The following is a 16,296-nucleotide window of genomic DNA, read 5'->3' on the forward strand; positions in this document are numbered from 1 at the left end:
AGCCCGTGCCATCCACCGCGTTGTCTGCTTCGCGGGCATGCCCGCTCCCACAGGTAAAGTGGGAACTGAAAAGAAATCTCAGCCCCTCCCTTTGGCCAGATAGGCCGCAAACTCCGCCTCCGGCACCATGCTGCCGCCGGTCCCCCACACCAGGTGCGTGGCCCGGCCCATGCGCTCAGCCGACAGGCCCATGCGCGCCAGGTACTCAGGTGATTCAAGCACCCTGACCATGCCCGGCATCCCCGCCAGCGCCGAAGGTTCCAGCCGCGCGTTCTCCAGGTCACTGGCCAGCACCAACAGCCGGTACAGCGTCTCGTCACTGACCGTGTAATAACCATCGAGCAAACGCTGCATCGCCTTGCCGACAAAGCCGGAAGGGCGGCCCACCGCCAGGCCGTCGGCGGCGGTCAGGTTGTCGATGCCGAAATCCTGCACGCTGGTGGCGTCATGCAAACCGCTATACACCCCCAGGAACATGCAGGGCGAGTGGGTGGGCTCGGCGAAGATGCAGTGCACATGGTCGCCCCAGATCAGCTTCAGGCCGAACGCCACACCACCGGGGCCACCGCCGACCCCGCAGGGCAGGTAGACGAACAAGGGGTGCTCGGCATCTACCTGGATACCTGCAGCCTCGAACTGGGCGGCCAGCCGCTCGGCCGCCACGGCATAGCCGAGGAACAGGTGTGGCGAGTTCTCGTCGTCGACGAAGTAGCAGCCCGGGTCCGCCGCCGCCTGCTGGCGCCCTTGCTCCACCGCCACGCTGTAGTCGCTTTCGTACTCGACCACGTTCACGCCATGGGCGCGCAGTTTGTCCTTCTTCCACTGGCGGGCATCGGCCGACATGTGCACGGTGGCCTGGAAGCCCAACCGGGCGCTCATGATGCCGATCGACAGGCCGAGGTTGCCGGTCGAGCCGACCGCAACCTTGTACTGGCTGAAGAATTGCCGGGCCTGGTCGCTGGCCAGTGCCCGGTAATCGCTGTCGAGGCGGATCATGCCGGCCTCCAGGGCCAGGTCTTCGGCGTGCTTGAGCACTTCATGAATACCGCCGCGGGCCTTGATCGAGCCAGAGATCGGCAGCTCGCTGTCCGCCTTGAGCCAAAGTGAACCGCTGGCAGGCAGGCCCGCTGCCTGCAGCAAGGTGGCGTGGAGGTTGGGCAGCGGGCGCAGTGGCGACTCGATGATGCCGCTGGTAGCGGCGGTGTCCGGGAAAACGCTGGCCAGGTAGGGGGCAAAGCGTGCCAGGCGGGCACTGGCGGCACTGACATCGGCGGCGCTCAAGCCGACATCGGCCAGGGCCTGGGCGGCAGGAGCAATGTTCGGGTTGAACCAGTTGGTTTCGCGCAGGGCCACCAGGTCATCGATCAGGGGGTGGGAGCTGCACCATGCTTGTAGTGTCTTGCCGTGGATCATGCTGGTTTTTCCTGTTGTGCAATCAATGTCAGGCAGCGCTGCACGATCGGGCTCACATCGCCCTTGCGCCGGCTGAGGATGATCGGACTGACGGCGCCGCTGTCGAGCAGGCCGACATATTCGATATCGGTGCGATGCTGCTGTTGCACCGACGCCGGCACCAAGGTTACGCCCACGCCGACAGCCACCAGGCCAATGGCGGTCTGCAGTTCGTTGGCCCACTGGCTGACGCGGATACTCATGCCGTGGTGGGCGAATAGCGCCAGCACATGGTCGGCATAGCTGGGCCTCGGGTTGGCCGGGTAAAGAATGAACGCCTCGCCAGCCAGCTGGGCAAGGGTAAGCGGGCTGCTTGCCAGCGGGTGGCCCTTGGGTAGCACGGCCACCAGCGGGTCTTCGCACAGCACTTGCTGGTGAATGGCCGGGTCATCGATGCGAATGCGCCCGAAGGCGATGTCGATGCGCCCGCTTTTCAGCGCTTCCACCTGCTGCAGCGTGGTCATCTCGTTCAGGCCCAGTTCCAGCTCGCTGTCCTGGCGAAGCTCGCGGATCAGCTCCGGCAGCACCTTGTACAGGGTCGAGGGAGCAAAGCCGATCCCCAGCCACTGGCGCTGGCCCTGGCCGATGCGGCGGGTGTTGTCGCTGATGTTTTCCAGTTGCTGCAGCACGGTGCAGCTCTGCTCGTAGAAGAAGCGACCCGCCTCGGTCAGCCGCAGCGGGCGCTCGCGCACCACCAGCAAGCGTACCGAGCTGGTCCTCGAGTTGGCTGATCTGCCGGCTCAGCGGTGGCTGGGCAATGTGCAACAGCTCGGCGGCGCGGGTGAAGTTCAGGGTTTCGGCCAGGACCTTGAAGTAACGCAGGTGGCGCAGCTCCATCAGACCTCCAGGGTATGGTGGGAGATTCATTCGATATTGGACGGCTATCAGGTTCTCGCGCAATCCTTGGACATGCAAGTAAATGCATCACTCCGGGCTGCGGCTGGCAGCCAGAAACAACGGGACCTGGCAAGAATGACAAGCGCGCTGATTGAACGTATCGAGGCAATTATCGTCGACCTGCCGACCATTCGCCCGCACAAGCTGGCGATGCATACCATGCAGCAGCAGACCCTGGTGGTATTGCGTGTTCGCTGCAGCGATGGCGTGGAAGGCATCGGCGAGGCCACCACCATCGGCGGCCTGGCCTATGGCTACGAAAGCCCCGAGGGCATCAAGGCCAATATCGATGCGCACCTGGCGCCTGCGCTGATCGGCCTGCCGGCAGGCAACATCAACGCCGCCATGCTCAAGCTGGACAAGCTGGCCAAGGGCAACACCTTTGCCAAGTCCGGTATCGAAAGCGCCTTGCTCGACGCCCAGGGCAAGCGCCTGGGCCTGCCGGTCAGCGAACTGCTGGGTGGCCGCGTGCGCGACAGCCTGGAAGTGGCCTGGACCCTGGCCAGTGGCGACACCACCCGCGACATCGCCGAAGCCCAGCATATGCTGGAGATTCGGCGGCATCGGGTATTCAAGCTGAAGATCGGTGCCAACCCGCTGATCCAGGACCTCAAGCACGTGGTGGCGATCAAGCGTGAGCTGGGCGACAGCGCCAGCGTGCGGGTCGACGTCAACCAGTACTGGGACGAGTCCCAGGCCATCCATGCCTGCCAGGTGCTTGGCGACAACGGCATCGATCTGATCGAGCAACCGATTTCGCGCATCAACCGCAGCGGCCAGGTGCGCCTGAACCAGCGCAGCCCGGCTGCCGATCATGGCTGACGAGTCGATCGAAAGTGTCGAAGACGCCTTCAGTCTGGCTGCCGACGGCGCGGCCAGCATCTTCGCCCTGAAAATTGCCAAGAATGGCGGCCCGCGCGCCGTACTGCGCACCGCGCAAATTGCCGAGGCAGCCGGCATCGCCCTGTATGGCGGGACCATGCTCGAAGGCTCGATCGGCACCCTGGCTTCGGCTCATGCCTTCCTTACCCTGCGCCAGCTCACCTGGGGTACCGAGCTGTTCGGGCCGCTGCTGCTGACCGAAGAAATCGTCAACGAGCCACCGCAGTACCGCGACTTCCAGCTGCACATTCCAGGTACCCCAGGGCTGGGCCTGACCCTGGACGAGCAGCGCCTGGCGCGTTTCGCCCGGCATTGAAAACACGCGCCCCCCTGTGGGAGCGGGCGTGCCCGCGAAGCATGCGACACGGTGGAGGGCACGGGCTTCGCCCGTGTTCGCGGGCATGCCCGCTCCCACAGTGTTCGCGCCAAAACAGAAAAAGGAGATACCAGCATGCTGTTCCACGTGAAGATGACCGTGAAACTGCCGGTCGACATGGACCCGGCCAAGGCCGCCCGGCTCAAGGCCGACGAAAAGGAACTGGCCCAGCGCCTGCAGCGCGAAGGCACCTGGCGCCACCTGTGGCGCATTGCCGGGCACTACGCCAACTACAGCGTGTTTGATGTGCCCAGCGTCGAGGCGCTGCACGACACCCTGATGCAGCTGCCGCTGTTCCCGTACATGGACATCGAGGTCGACGGCCTGTGCCGGCACCCCTCGTCGATCCACAGCGACGACCGCTGAGTCGCACCTGTCTACCTGACAAGAACAAGATGAGGTAAGCACGATGACCGTGAAAATTTCCCACACTGCCGATGTTCAGGCGTTCTTCAAGCAAGTGGCCGGCCTGGGCCATGCCGAAGGCAACCCACGCTTCAAGCAAATCATCCTGCGTGTGCTGCAGGACACTGCACGCCTGGTCGAGGACCTGGAAATCACCGAGGACGAGTTCTGGCATGCTGTCGATTACCTCAACCGCCTGGGTGGCCGTAACGAAGCCGGCCTGTTGGCAGCAGGCCTGGGCATCGAGCACTTCCTCGACCTGCTGCAGGACGCCAAGGACGCCGAGGCCGGGCTGAGCGGCGGTACCCCGCGCACCATCGAAGGCCCGCTGTATGTGGCGGGGGCGCCACTGGCGCAAGGCGAAGCGCGCATGGACGACGGCAGCGACCCGGGTGTGGTGATGTTCCTCCAGGGTAAGGTGTTCGATGCCGACGGCAAGCCGTTGGCCGGCGCCACTGTCGACCTGTGGCATGCCAACACCCAAGGTACTTATTCGTACTTCGACTCCAGCCAGTCCGAGTACAACCTGCGCCGACGCATCATCACCGATGCCGAAGGGCGCTACCGCGCGCGTTCCATCGTGCCGTCGGGGTACGGCTGCGATCCGCAGGGGCCAACCCAGGAATGCCTGGACTTGCTTGGCCGCCACGGCCAGCGCCCGGCGCACGTGCACTTCTTCATCTCGGCACCGGGGCACCGCCACCTGACCACGCAGATCAACTTTGCCGGCGACCAGTACCTCTGGGATGACTTTGCCTACGCCACCCGTGACGGGTTGATCGGCGAGCTGCGCTTTGTCGAGGACGCCGCGGTGGCACGTGACCGCGGCGTACAGGGCGAGCGCTTTGCCGAGCTGGTGTTCGACTTCCACCTGCAGGCGGCCAAGGCGCCGGACGCCGAGGTGCGCAGCCAGCGCCCGCGTGCGTTGCAAAACAGCTGAACCCTGACGGGTACCACTGTGGGAGCGGGCGTGCCCGCGAAGCAGGCACCGCGGTGGCTGGCACCGGCTTTGCCGGTGTTCGCGGGCATGCCCGCTCCCACAGGGTCCCTTGCCCATCGATGACGGTTTTTTGCCTGGGCCTTTCCGTGCGGGGAGGGCCTGGGCTTTTTGTTGCCAGGGGTAGTTGGTCTAGAATCCGCCTTTTTACCCGAGCCCCCGCACCATGCTGCCCATCGAACTGCTGGCAACCACTGCCGACCAGGCCTCGCTGATTCGCAACCTCTACCAGTTCTACGCCTACGAGTCCTCCGACTGGGAGCAGGAAGACGTCGAAGTGGATGGCCGCTTCTATATCCATGACCAGCACCTGCAACGTTACTGGCAGGCGGATGGCTGGGGGGCGTACCTGGTGCTGGCAGACGGCTTCATCGCCGGTTTCGTGCTGGTCGAACGCAGCGAACTGCCGGGCATCGACGCCTTCGAGCTGGCCGATCTGTTCATCCTGAAAAAGTACCGCCGCCAGGGCATCGGGCGGGCGGTGGCGTTGCAGCTGCTGGGCGGCGAGGGCGACTGGCTGTTGCGCTGTTACGCACAGGACGCGCCTGCCGTGGGCTTCTGCAATGGCGTATTGGCCGCGTTGCCGCGCCCTTCGCGGGCCATAGCCCTGGATGACGAACCGGGCTTGCTGAATTTCCTGGTGACGGGCGCTCCCACAGAGAGCCTGCCAGCTTCCATGTAAATTCCTTGCAGGGGTGCAGGGTTCGCACTCGAGGTCGGCGATCAGCATGGCTCGGGCATGTGCGCGGGGTAGAAAGTGGTCGATCAGCGAACAGAAAATGCTGTCGGCCTTGGCGAGTGGCAATTGAACTTCCTTATCCTCGGGCATCTCTTCTAGAATCCGAGCTGTTGCATCCGCCAGGCAACGCCTGTGCGGCCTTCCCTGGGCGCTGCATCCAGCCGCGCCGTCATCGAGAGTGCCATGAGTTCCAGCACACCGCTGTCCGGAGTCAACCAACCCCTGCGCGGCATCGCCCTGGTGGTAGTGGCGACGTTCCTGTTCGCCAGTCACGATGCCCTGTCCAAGTTCCTCGGCGGCCTGTACCCGATCATCATGGTGGTATGGGCGCGGTATGTGGTGCACACGCTGCTGATGGCCGGCATCTTCCTGCCCAAGGCCGGGCTCAACGTGCTGCGTACCCGCCGGNCCGTTGTTGCAGACGTTACGCGCCCTGAGCCTGCTGAGTACCAGCCTGCTGTTCACCACTGGCTTGCAGTACCTGCCGCTGGCCGAGGCCACGGCGGTCAACTTCCTTGCCCCGGTGCTGGTCACCGCGCTGTCGGCGCCGTTGCTGAAGGAGCGGGTGACGGTGGGGCAGTGGGTGGCGGTGGTGATGGGCTTCATCGGTGTGCTGGTGGTGGTGCACCCGGGCGGGGCGATGTTCACCCCGGCCATCCTGTATCCGTTCGGTTCGGCGCTGGGCTTCTGCTTCTATCAGTTGCTGACGCGCATCCTGGCTGCGCATGACAGCCCGACTACCAGTAACTTCTATGCGGGGTTGTGCAACACCCTGGCGATGAGCGCGCTGGTGCCGTTCTTCTGGGAAATGCCGCGCTGGGACCATGCGCTGCTGATGCTGGCGCTGGGTGGGTTTGGCATGACCGCGCACCTGCTGCTGACCCAGGCCTTCCGCCATGCGGCACCGGCCTTGCTGGCGCCGTTCAGCTATTGCCAGATCGTGTTTGCCGGGTTGCTTGGGTTGGTTGTCTATAGCCAGGTGCCGGATACCTTGAGCCTAGTGGGCATCTCGGTGATCTGCCTCAGTGGGCTGGGGGCGGCGTGGATGCAGCGGGGTAAGTGACAACCTGTATTAACCTCTTCGCGGGTTTACCCGCGAAAGGGCCCTCAAACCCGACCCTTCAACAACGCCTGCAACGAGTGGTCAAAGTCCCGCAGCGCATCCGCCTGTACCGCCCGCTCATCCTCCATCACCCGCGCCACATCGCCCAGGCGCTTGCTGGCTCGCCCTTCGGCCCGGCCGATATAGGTCAGCTGGTCATCGAAGAACCGCGCCACCACCCGGCTTTCGATTCCTGCACTGGCCAAACGGCTTTCGGTATCCAGCAGCACGATTACATCCGGGTGGTCACCCAGCAGCGTGTCCAGGTCGTCATAGAACGTCACGTCGGCAAACTGCTGCGCCAGTGACCGCGCCAGCCAGTCATACGCCTGGCTCTCGCTGCGCAGGGTAGCCACCGGGACGCGCTGGCCCTGGATCGGCGCCGCAGTCTGGTGGCGATGGCTGTCGAGGTATTCGAGGGTGGCCTCGGCGTCACGCCCCAGCAGTACCGCCACACGTTGACCGGGGGCCAGGGCGACACTGGAAATGGCCGTGGCCGAATAGAAGTGCCCGTAGGGCTGCGTGTCGGTAGCGGCCTGGCCGGCACAACCGCCAAGGGCGGCCAGCAAGGCGAGCAGGGCAGCGATCATGCCGGTTTTCATGGGATGCCTCATCATTCAGTGAATGCCGCTATCTTCCGCCCGGGCCGGCCTTGGCGGAACTTGATGGGATTCATGGTGGCTATTGACGAGGTCGATGCATCACTGCGTAGCCATGAACTGCAGGATGCGTTCGCGCAGCCAGCGCTCGGCCGGGTCGTTGTCCTGGGCGCCGCTCCAGACCATCGACAGTTCGGCTTCGGTAATGTCGAACGGCGCCGGGTCGGCGCGCAGGCTACCGTCGTCGGCCAGGGCGCAGGCAGCGTAGTCCGGCACTGTGGCGATCAGCTCGGTGTTGCGCAGCAGGGCGCGCAGGCTGCCGAACTGCGGCACCGCCAGCACCACCTTGCGGCAGCGGCCGATGCGCGCCAGGTCAAGGTCGATGTTGCCGCTCATGTCGCCGGAGAACGACACCATCACATGCGGGCGGGCGCAGTATTCGTCGAGGGTCAACGGGCCCGGGCGGTCATCGGCGCGCAGCACCCGCACGCCGATGTTGCGCAGCTTGCGGCGCTTGGCGGTGGCCGGCAGGTCTGTGGTGTAGCTCACGCCTACCGAGATCTCGCCGCTGGCCAGCAGCCCCGGCATCAGCAGGAAGTTGGCCCGGCGCACCACCACACTGATGTCCGGGGCCTCTTCGCGCAGGGCCTGTAACAGGGCCGGGAACAGGCCGAACTCGGCATCGTCCGACAGGCCCAGGCGGAACACGTTGCAGCTGTTGGCCGGGTCGAACTCGCGGGCGCGACTGATGGCGGCGGAAATCACGTCCATGGCCGGCCCCAGTTCGGCGAAGATCTGCATGGCCCGTGGCGTAGGCTCCATGGCCCGGCCGTTGCGGATCAGCAGCGGGTCATCGAACAGTTCGCGCAGGCGAGCGAGGGCGGCGCTGACGGTGGGCTGGGTGATGAACAGCTTTTCGCCGACCCGGGTCAGGTTGCGTTCGATCATCAGGGCTTCGAACAGTACCAGCAGGTTCATGTCGACGCGGCGCAGGTCGTTGCGGTTCATGAGGGGGCGGGTTCCGGAGTAGAGGGGGTGGCGGTGTATTGAAGCATGTGGCCAGCCTGATTGCCTTGTATGGATGTGCCGGCCTCTTCGCGGGCATGCCCGCTCCCACAAGTGATGCACCGCTCTCGAGACCTGAGGAGGTCCGGTGGGAGCGGGCGCGCCCGCGAAGAGGCCAGTACAGGCATGACCCTGACAGAGCCAACCTATCACCCCCCAATAGCCGCTCTATTAGAACTCTGTCCAGGCTCGGCTAGTCTTTCCCGTGGCCCTGCGAGTTCCGCGAGCGAGCGGCGTGTCAGCACCTGCGTGCAAGACCGCAGCAACCCCGTCGTGACAGCTTCGCACGCCCCGTGTAGACCTGATGAGGGGTAGCACGAGCCCACGCTCGGCTGAAAGAACACCTGGCATAGACCGGAAATCTGGATAACCGACCCAAAGGTACCCGCAGATGTCGAACGAATCGAAATGCCCGTTCCATCAAACCGCAGGTGGCGGCACCACCAACCGTGACTGGTGGCCTGACCAGCTCAACCTGAGAATTCTTCACCAGCACTCCTCCAAGTCCGACCCGATGGACCCGGGTTTCGACTATGCCAAGGCGTTCAAGAGCCTCGACTTCCAGGCCCTGAAGAAAGACCTGACCGCCTTGATGACCGACTCCCAGGACTGGTGGCCCGCCGACTTCGGCCACTACGGCCCGCTGTTCATCCGCATGGCCTGGCACAGCGCCGGGACCTACCGTATCGGCGATGGCCGGGGTGGTGCAGGCTCTGGCCAGCAGCGCTTCGCCCCGCTCAACAGCTGGCCGGACAACGTCAGCCTGGATAAGGCTCGGCGCCTGCTATGGCCGATCAAGCAGAAGTACGGCAACAAGATTTCCTGGGCCGACCTGATCGTGCTCACCGGCAACGTTGCCCTCGAATCCATGGGCTTCAAGACCTTCGGCTTCTCCGGCGGGCGTGCCGATGTGTGGGAGCCGGACGAGGATGTGTATTGGGGATCGGAAAAGGTCTGGCTGGGCGGTGACACCCGCTACGGCAAGGCCCAGCCGCCTGGCAAGGGCGACCTGGTGGCGGAGCCGGCCAAACACCCCGAGGAGCAGGGCCGTACCCTGGAGGGCGAGCGCAACCTGGAAAACCCCTTGGCCGCCGTGCAGATGGGCCTGATCTACGTGAATCCGGAAGGCCCGGAAGGTAACCCTGACCCGGTGGCCTCGGGCAAGGACATCCGTGACACCTTCGGCCGCATGGCGATGAACGATGAAGAAACCGTTGCCCTGATCGCCGGTGGCCACGCCTTTGGCAAGACCCACGGTGCCGGCCCTGCCGACAACGTCGGCCCGGAGCCGGAAGCTGCAGGCCTGGAGCTGCAGGGGTTGGGCTGGGCCAACAAGTTCGGCAGCGGCAAGGGTGGCGATACCATCACCAGCGGCCTGGAAGTGACCTGGACTTCCACCCCCACCCGGTGGAGCAACGAGTACCTCAACAACCTGTTCAACTTCGACTGGGAACTGACCAAGAGCCCGGCCGGTGCCCACCAGTGGCGGCCGAAGGAGGGCAAGGGGGCAGGCACCGTGCCGGATGCCCATGACCCGGCCAAGCGCCATGCGCCATCCATGCTCACCTCCGACCTGGCGTTGCGCTTCGACCCGATCTACGAGCCGATCGCCCGTCGTTTCAAGGACAACCCTGACCAGTTGGCGGACGCCTTCGCCCGCGCCTGGTACAAGCTGATTCATCGTGACATGGGCCCATTGGCGCGCTACCTGGGCCCGGAAATGCCCAACGAAGAGCTGCTGTGGCAAGACCCGCTGCCAAAAGTCGATCACCCGCTGGTGGGCGAGCAGGACATTGCCGCGCTCAAGGCCAAGGTGCTGGCGGCGGGCCTGAGCGTTGGCGAGCTGGTGGCCACTGCCTGGGCAGCGGCGTCGACCTTCCGCGGTTCGGACAAGCGTGGTGGCGCCAATGGTGGCCGCCTGCGCCTGGCGCCGCAGAAAGACTGGCCGGCGAACCAGGGCACAGGCAAAGTGCTGGCGGCACTCGAGAAGATCCAGGCCGAGTTCAAAGCCGGTGGCAAGAAAATCTCCCTGGCCGACCTGATCGTTCTGGCCGGTAGCGCCGCAGTGGAAAAGGCTGCCAAGGACGCCGGGCACAACGTCAGCGTGGCGTTCCGACCAGGGCGTACCGATGCCTCCCAGGCGCAGACCGACGTCGAGTCGTTCGCCGTGCTGGAGCCGCTGGCCGATGGTTTCCGCAACTTCACCAAGGCCCGCTACAGCGTCAAGGCCGAGAAGCTGCTACTGGACAAGGCCCAGTTGCTGACCCTGACCGCGCCGGAAATGACCGTGCTGATCGGCGGCCTGCGTGTGCTCGGCGCCAACCATGGCGGCAGCCAGCAGGGCGTGTTCACCGACAAGGTCGGTACCCTGAGCAACGACTTCTTCCGCAACCTGCTGGACATGGGCGTGGAGTGGAAGCCGACCTCGGCGGATAACGAAACCTTCGAAGGCCGCGACCGCAAGACCGGGCAGGTGAAGTGGACCGCTAGCCGGGTTGACCTGGTGTTCGGCTCCCATGCCCAGTTGCGGGCGTTGAGCGAGGTGTATGGCAGCGCTGATGGCGGTGACAAGTTCGTGCGCGACTTTGTGGCGGCCTGGCAAAAAGTGATGGAGCTTGACCGGTTTGATCTAGCCCAGTAAATCAAAGGGCTCTAGAGGAGGAGTTGGCATAACCTGGCATTACCGGCAAAAAGTGCCTCTGCTCGCCCTCCGGCTCCGACATCAGCGGAGGGCATCCAGCGGCCATAAACCTTGGCAATCATTGTCCAATCTTTATGACCCATTGGCTTGGCGACCCACATTGGATTCTCGCCAGCGCTGAGCATCATCGAGGCGTACGTGTGTCGGCTCTGGTAACGGCGCCGCCACCGTACGCCTGACTTTTTCATGGCAGGCACCCAGATGGTTCTGCAGATGTATCCCGTATGCTTGAGCACGACATTCTGACATTTACTGCTATCGGAAAGCGGTTACGTCCAAAGAGCGGTCATAAATAATTCATGACAAAAGTCACTTCACTGTTGGCGGAGCCTGCGCTCATACCCTCATCGAATTGGTCAGCACTACCATTCGGTAGGGTACGGATATACTTGGCACTCAGGGGTATGGAGAAGTTCCCGCCGTCTGTTGAATATTCATTGAAGACATACGTTTTGTCGAGTTGTATGGGGGTCTGGTTGCCGTCAAGCAATTGCAGTGCTATGCCTTTTGCTGTTGAGCTTGTGTTTAATTCGATAATGCCGAGTGCGCCGTCCACTGCAGGGGCACCTGATGTGGCAGATAAGCTATAGCTCACTTTCTGAATTCCGCTCGGGCAGTTATTTAATTTAATATTGAACGCTTTGGGTTGCGTGGAATTTCCGCTTCTTGAAAATACGCTAAGGTTGTGCTCGCCCATTTCAACGGCAATATTTGGGGTTTCGCACGATTGAAGTATGATGGATGAGCTTTTGTCTATTGTCATGGCTAAAGGTCTTAAGCTCGCCGATTCTATTTGCACATACCCCAGGGTCCCAGCCGGTATGGTTGCGCCTGGTGAAATATCTCCAGTTTTAACTATGCGTAAGGCGTTTGTAGTGGTATTGAATCCGTATCCGCCAGGTTGTTGAGTTTTCCCACCGCCAAATCCATTATATGGAGTAGCCCTGATAAACCCACTGCCACGAAAGCCCAGTACTCCCTATCGGGAAATAGGTTGACGTTGAGTCTGTTCCTATATTGTTTTTAACCCCAGTCGTAAAGGTGGTTGAGCATTTGTACGATGCGGCGCCATAAAAGGTTTTAGCTGGTGATTCGTAAATCACGGTGTTGACTGCTGCGTCTCTGGGTATGGAAAGCGTGGAAGGTATACTTAAAATTATCTGTTTTTGTGAGTGGCCGTCGTAAAATTCGCACGCTGCAAACGAGAGCGAAGGTGCAGCGATGAAAGTACAAGCTGCCAGTGATATGATAGGTTTAATCATTTGCTGAGCCCCTCAACGAATTTCCAGTTGAATTCGGAGTGCTCGGTCGTTAAACGATGGTAAGCCTCGTTTAAGCGGGTGTTCTTTGTCTCGGTAGATGTTTCGTTTAAGGTGTCATGAGGTAATGAAGCGCACGCAGAAATAGTTAAGAATATACTTGATAAAAGTATATTGCGGCCGTTATAATGCTTGCTTGCTTGCTTGCTTGCTTGCTTGCTTGCTTGCTTGCTTGCTTGCTTGCTTGCTTGCTTGCTTGCTTGCTTGCTTGCTTGCTTGCTTGCTTGCTTGCTTGCTTGCTTGCTTGCTTGTAAGTTTGCCTTGTGTCTTGCATGGTGCATGCCCGGTAAATGAATGCACCAAGTTACCCCCAGAATGGCTGGATGTTTAATCAGACAATTCTGATAGCTACACAGTGCCCCAATGATAGGAAGATCTCTCTTCATGGAGCGGTTGTGTGCTGAATGGGCTTAACAACTGACTACCCCTGAAGCGAGTAGTCGTGTATGCCTCGGCACTGGCTCAACCTTCCACACATGTGCCGCCCTCCTGCCTGAGCAAAAGCGAGCCGCTGGGCCGGGTTTCGACCCCGGCCTGGGTGTTCAACCCGTCACCCGGTCCCGACATCATCCCCCGGCTGCATGACGCCAAGTTCAACGGCATGGCCCAGCTCGGCCTCAAAGGGCTGCGAATGTAGCTCACAAGCTTGACCGGTTTGATTTGAAGTAGCAGCGTTTTCGGGGCGCTCACCACAGGTATGGCACATGCAGGCTGTACCTGTGGCGGCGCTCGGATCCGCCTGGCCCTTCGTTGCTATTCCATCAGGATCACCGCATTGGCGTACTTTTCCTGGTCCGGTGTAAAGGTGGTCAGCATGCCGGTGTAATTACAAGTCAGGGTCAACTCTGTACGTGTATTGATGAACAGATCTTCGCCGCGAAGGCCCTGCCATTGCGCCAGATACTTGAACGAACCGTACTTCATCGGTTTCTTCAATGCGCGATCATGACCACCTTTCCAACCTAGCACCGGGAGTGCTCCATCGACACAGTGGCGGGCAAGTTCTGGTTGGGTCAACGCCCGCTCACGGCCAATCTCCCAGCAGCGGATCAAGCCCTCGTCGGGCCCCTTCCAGGCTTCTTCCCAGGTGATCAAGAGGCGGATGGGCTGATGGATAGGGCGCTTGATGATCCCGGTGGTGCGATCCATGACTGAGATTGTCCGTAATGTTCAGTTGGTCTCGATGCTACTAATTGGCCATCATTGTGTCCAGTGCCTGCCCGATTCACCTCCGGGTTCAGTCAAGGCGCTGCTGCAACGCCTCTATGAACACCTCTTCGGCACGACTGAAACGCTGCTCCCTGTTCCACAACAGGTGGATGTCCACATCGGCAATCCCGTCCTGCGGTGGCAGTTTCCACAGCAAACCGGCGTCCACATCCGGCGCCACGACATGCTCGGGCAGGCAACCGATGCCAAACCCGGCAATCACCAGCCGGCGCACTTCTTCAAGGCTGGGTGACGAAGCCACGATTCGCCCGGCAAACCCTTGCTGGTCGCGAAAAATGGTCAGTGGCGACAGCATGCCGCCAATCTGGTCACTGGTGAAACTGACGAAATTCTCCCGCTGCAGGTCGCCTTCGGCTTGCCCAAAAAGGGCATGGTGCTTGCCACAGAAGAACGCATAGCGCTGGCGCAGGAACAGCCGTTGCTCCAGCCGTGGCTGCGCACGCCGGTTCAGGCTGAGGCCCGCGGTGGCGGTTTTTTCCTGCAGGGCAGCGACGATGTCGGAGCTGCGCATCACGTCGATCTCCAACTCCACCCGCGGGTGCTGGCGGTGGAAGTCGGCAAGGAAGTCGTCGAACTGTTCGTTGACGATGCGGCTGATCATCAGCAGGCGGACCTTGCCCACCAGTTCGTCCGCCGGCTGCTCCAGCAAGCCGCCGATCTGCGACATCTGCCCATAGATCTCGCCGGCCAGCTGGAACAGCTGCTCGCCCATTTCCGTCAGCACGAAGCGCGGCCCGCGTCGGGCGATGAGCTGGCGACCGAGCTGTTCCTCCAGGCGCTTGAGCGCCTGGCTTACGGCTGGCTGGGTGAGATGCAGGCGGGCGGCAGCGCGGCTGATGGACAGCTCCTGGCCGATGACCCGGAAGGTGCGCAGCAGGTTCCAGTCGAGGCGGTCGTTGAGCAGGCGGTCGGGCATGGCGGGGCTCGATAATAAGCAAGGCTAATAGTGCGAATAATAAATAGAAAATTGACTAATCATAGCCCCAGGCCGATAAATCGCAGGTATCGAGGCCTGCTGAGTCGGTGTTGGCTTCTTCGCGGGCTCGCCCGCTCCCACAGGTACTGCACAGCATTCAAAACTTGTGGTGATCCTGTGGGAGCGGGCAAGCCCGCGAACAAGCCAACACCGATTCAACAAGCCAAGCGCCACCAGAGCGCCCCGTACCCCCGACAACTCCTGCCAGAACAACAAGCAAAGGAGCCCTCATGAAGCCCACCGCTTCCGCCCAGCCACGCCGTGCCGCCGCCGCCGCGTTCATCGGCACCATGATCGAGTGGTACGACTTCTACATCTACGCCACCGCCGCCGCCCTGGTGTTCGGCGCGCTGTACTTCCCCTCCGACAGCAGCCTGTTCAGCACCATGGCAGCGTTCGGCACCTTCGCCGTCGGCTTCTTTGCCCGGCCGCTGGGTGGCATCGTCTTTGGCCACGTGGGCGACCGTATCGGCCGCAAGAAATCGCTGGTCATCACCTTGCTGATGATGGGCATCGTCACCGTGGGCATCGGCCTGCTGCCGACCTACGCGCAAATCGGCGCCACCGCGCCAGTACTGCTGATCCTGTTGCGCATCGTCCAGGGCATTGCGGTGGGCGGCGAGTGGGGCGGGGCGGTGCTGATGGCCGGCGAGCATGCACCCAAGGGTCGGCGCAACTTCTTCGCTTCGTTCGCCCAACTCGGCAGCCCGGCGGGCCTGATCCTGTCGCTGCTGGCCTTCGGCGCGGTCACCCGCCTGCCCGAGGAGGACCTGATGAGCTGGGGCTGGCGCGTGCCGTTCCTGGCCAGTGCACTATTGCTACTGGTGGGCCTGGCGATTCGCCTGGGGGTGAATGAGTCGCCCGAGTTCATCGCCAGCCGCGAGCAGGCGGAAAAGGCCCGGCGCAAGGAGCAGGCCCCGGTATTCGAAGTGCTGCGCACGGCCTGGCGCCCGCTGTTGCTGTGCATCGGTGCCAATACTCTGGGCATTGCCGGGGTCTACTTCACCAACACTTTCATGATCAGCTACACCACCCAGCAGCTGCACCTGGAGCGTTCGCTGATCCTGGAGTGCCTGTTCTTCGTGGCGATCATCCAGTTCTGCGTGCAGCCGCTGGCCGCCTGGCTCTCGGAAAAGCTCGGTGCCACCCGCTTCCTGGCCCTGGTTGCATTGCTGGCCATGGCCTCGCCCTACCCGATGTTCGTGCTGGTCAGCTCCGGCAAAGGCCCGCTGATCGTGCTCGGTATCGCACTGGCCGCAGCCTGCATGGCTTCCTTCTACGCGGTGATCGCCGGCTACGTCAGCGGCATGTTCGACACCCGTGTGCGCTACACCGCGATTTCCCTGGCCTACCAGATCTGCGGTGCCATCGCGGGCGGCCTGACCCCGCTGATCGGTACCTGGCTGGCCCACTCCTTCACCGGCCAATGGTGGCCGATGGCAGTGTTCTACACCCTGATCGCAACCATTTCGCTGGTGTGCGTGCTCGCACTGGCGCGCCAGTACGCCCGCAGCCAACGCCTGGAACTGGCCTGATCGAACCGCTTTCTTCTGGAG

Annotated in this window: 13 protein-coding genes and 4 pseudogenes; 8 read left to right on the top strand and 9 right to left on the bottom strand. The window is 62.4% G+C overall.

Annotation, left to right across the window (positions count from 1 at the left end; all coding sequences use genetic code 11):
- Window positions 1-78 precede the first annotated feature (78 nt).
- Together QIY50_21160 and catR are read right to left on the bottom strand one after the other, a co-directional pair.
- The gene (locus QIY50_21160) at window positions 79-1,413 is read right to left on the bottom strand and encodes a D-serine ammonia-lyase (GenBank protein WGV19806.1); all 1,335 of its coding nucleotides are present in this window, start codon (window positions 1,411-1,413) and stop codon (window positions 79-81) included.
- Window positions 1,410-2,289: pseudogene (catR, locus tag QIY50_21165) on the bottom strand (HTH-type transcriptional regulator CatR). Before catR ends, QIY50_21160 begins: the two are co-directional and overlap by 4 nt.
- 135 nt (window positions 2,290-2,424) lie before the next feature.
- Here catR and QIY50_21170 point away from each other — a divergent pair.
- The 5 genes and pseudogenes from QIY50_21170 (at window position 2,425) to QIY50_21190 (ending at window position 6,811) form a co-directional block, all read left to right on the top strand.
- Window positions 2,425-3,547, top strand: a pseudogene (locus QIY50_21170) (muconate cycloisomerase family protein).
- 135 nt (window positions 3,548-3,682) lie between these two features.
- A complete protein-coding gene (gene catC / locus QIY50_21175) occupies window positions 3,683-3,973 on the top strand; it encodes a muconolactone Delta-isomerase (protein ID WGV19807.1) in 291 nt (96 codons plus the stop codon).
- Window positions 3,974-4,016: 43 nt separating this feature from the next.
- Window positions 4,017-4,952 carry a catechol 1,2-dioxygenase gene (catA, locus tag QIY50_21180; GenBank protein WGV19808.1) on the top strand — a complete coding sequence of 312 codons (936 nt, stop codon included), beginning with the start codon at window positions 4,017-4,019 and terminating at the stop codon, window positions 4,950-4,952.
- A 223-nt stretch (window positions 4,953-5,175) separates the two neighbouring features.
- Window positions 5,176-5,691 (top strand): GNAT family N-acetyltransferase, encoded by a 516-nt coding sequence (locus QIY50_21185; GenBank protein WGV19809.1) that lies wholly within the window; start codon window positions 5,176-5,178, stop codon window positions 5,689-5,691.
- A 240-nt stretch (window positions 5,692-5,931) separates the two neighbouring features.
- Window positions 5,932-6,811 (top strand): annotated as a pseudogene (locus tag QIY50_21190) (DMT family transporter).
- A gap of 44 nt (window positions 6,812-6,855) precedes the next feature.
- Here QIY50_21190 and QIY50_21195 read toward each other — a convergent pair.
- Together QIY50_21195 and QIY50_21200 are read right to left on the bottom strand one after the other, a co-directional pair.
- The gene (locus QIY50_21195; protein ID WGV19810.1) at window positions 6,856-7,452 is read right to left on the bottom strand and encodes a hypothetical protein; all 597 of its coding nucleotides are present in this window, start codon (window positions 7,450-7,452) and stop codon (window positions 6,856-6,858) included.
- Window positions 7,453-7,551: 99 nt separating this feature from the next.
- A complete protein-coding gene (locus tag QIY50_21200) occupies window positions 7,552-8,457 on the bottom strand; it encodes a LysR substrate-binding domain-containing protein (protein WGV19811.1) in 906 nt (301 codons plus the stop codon).
- Between the two features lie 448 nt (window positions 8,458-8,905).
- Between QIY50_21200 and katG the strand changes: the two genes are divergently transcribed.
- The gene (gene katG, locus QIY50_21205; protein WGV19812.1) at window positions 8,906-11,155 is read left to right on the top strand and encodes a catalase/peroxidase HPI; all 2,250 of its coding nucleotides are present in this window, start codon (window positions 8,906-8,908) and stop codon (window positions 11,153-11,155) included.
- A gap of 11 nt (window positions 11,156-11,166) precedes the next feature.
- On the opposite strand, the pseudogene QIY50_21210 reads toward katG, so the two are convergent.
- The 3 genes and pseudogenes from QIY50_21210 to QIY50_21220 form a co-directional block, all read right to left on the bottom strand.
- Window positions 11,167-11,424: pseudogene (locus QIY50_21210) on the bottom strand (site-specific integrase).
- A 77-nt stretch (window positions 11,425-11,501) separates the two neighbouring features.
- On the bottom strand, window positions 11,502-11,978 hold the full coding sequence (locus QIY50_21215; GenBank protein ID WGV19813.1) for a fimbrial protein: 477 nt from the start codon (window positions 11,976-11,978) through the stop codon (window positions 11,502-11,504).
- Between the two features lie 495 nt (window positions 11,979-12,473).
- Window positions 12,474-12,920 (bottom strand): hypothetical protein, encoded by a 447-nt coding sequence (locus QIY50_21220; GenBank protein ID WGV19814.1) that lies wholly within the window; start codon window positions 12,918-12,920, stop codon window positions 12,474-12,476.
- 56 nt (window positions 12,921-12,976) lie between these two features.
- Here QIY50_21220 and QIY50_21225 point away from each other — a divergent pair, with 56 nt between their 5' ends.
- Window positions 12,977-13,171 carry a hypothetical protein gene (locus QIY50_21225; GenBank protein ID WGV23150.1) on the top strand — a complete coding sequence of 65 codons (195 nt, stop codon included), beginning with the start codon at window positions 12,977-12,979 and terminating at the stop codon, window positions 13,169-13,171.
- Window positions 13,172-13,287: 116 nt separating this feature from the next.
- Here the strand turns inward: QIY50_21225 and QIY50_21230 are convergent, their stop codons facing one another.
- Together QIY50_21230 and QIY50_21235 are read right to left on the bottom strand one after the other, a co-directional pair.
- Window positions 13,288-13,683, bottom strand: coding sequence for a hypothetical protein (locus tag QIY50_21230; protein ID WGV19815.1), 396 nt, complete (start codon window positions 13,681-13,683; stop codon window positions 13,288-13,290).
- Between the two features lie 88 nt (window positions 13,684-13,771).
- Window positions 13,772-14,680 (bottom strand): LysR family transcriptional regulator, encoded by a 909-nt coding sequence (locus QIY50_21235; protein WGV19816.1) that lies wholly within the window; start codon window positions 14,678-14,680, stop codon window positions 13,772-13,774.
- Window positions 14,681-14,970: 290 nt separating this feature from the next.
- On the opposite strand from QIY50_21235, the gene QIY50_21240 reads away from it, so the two are divergent.
- Window positions 14,971-16,275: an MFS transporter gene (locus QIY50_21240; GenBank protein ID WGV19817.1), complete on the top strand. Its 1,305-nt coding sequence runs from the start codon at window positions 14,971-14,973 to the stop codon at window positions 16,273-16,275.
- The last annotated feature ends 21 nt before the right edge of the window (window positions 16,276-16,296 follow it).

The sequence above is a fragment of the Pseudomonas putida genome (assembly GCA_029953615.1).
Lineage (GTDB): Bacteria > Pseudomonadota > Gammaproteobacteria > Pseudomonadales > Pseudomonadaceae > Aquipseudomonas.

Bases quoted from the DNA above. Each gene is read 5' to 3' on its own strand.
- QIY50_21160 (WGV19806.1), bottom strand. From the start codon at position 1,413: ATGATCCACGGCAAGACACTACAAGCATGGTGCAGCTCCCACCCCCTG.
- catC (WGV19807.1), top strand. From the start codon at position 3,683: ATGCTGTTCCACGTGAAGATGACCGTGAAACTGCCGGTCGACATGGAC.
- catA (WGV19808.1), top strand. From the start codon at position 4,017: ATGACCGTGAAAATTTCCCACACTGCCGATGTTCAGGCGTTCTTCAAG.
- QIY50_21185 (WGV19809.1), top strand. From the start codon at position 5,176: ATGCTGCCCATCGAACTGCTGGCAACCACTGCCGACCAGGCCTCGCTG.
- QIY50_21195 (WGV19810.1), bottom strand. From the start codon at position 7,452: ATGAAAACCGGCATGATCGCTGCCCTGCTCGCCTTGCTGGCCGCCCTT.
- QIY50_21200 (WGV19811.1), bottom strand. From the start codon at position 8,457: ATGAACCGCAACGACCTGCGCCGCGTCGACATGAACCTGCTGGTACTG.
- katG (WGV19812.1), top strand. From the start codon at position 8,906: ATGTCGAACGAATCGAAATGCCCGTTCCATCAAACCGCAGGTGGCGGC.
- QIY50_21215 (WGV19813.1), bottom strand. From the start codon at position 11,978: ATGACAATAGACAAAAGCTCATCCATCATACTTCAATCGTGCGAAACC.
- QIY50_21220 (WGV19814.1), bottom strand. From the start codon at position 12,920: ATGAAGAGAGATCTTCCTATCATTGGGGCACTGTGTAGCTATCAGAAT.
- QIY50_21230 (WGV19815.1), bottom strand. From the start codon at position 13,683: ATGGATCGCACCACCGGGATCATCAAGCGCCCTATCCATCAGCCCATC.
- QIY50_21235 (WGV19816.1), bottom strand. From the start codon at position 14,680: ATGCCCGACCGCCTGCTCAACGACCGCCTCGACTGGAACCTGCTGCGC.
- QIY50_21240 (WGV19817.1), top strand. From the start codon at position 14,971: ATGAAGCCCACCGCTTCCGCCCAGCCACGCCGTGCCGCCGCCGCCGCG.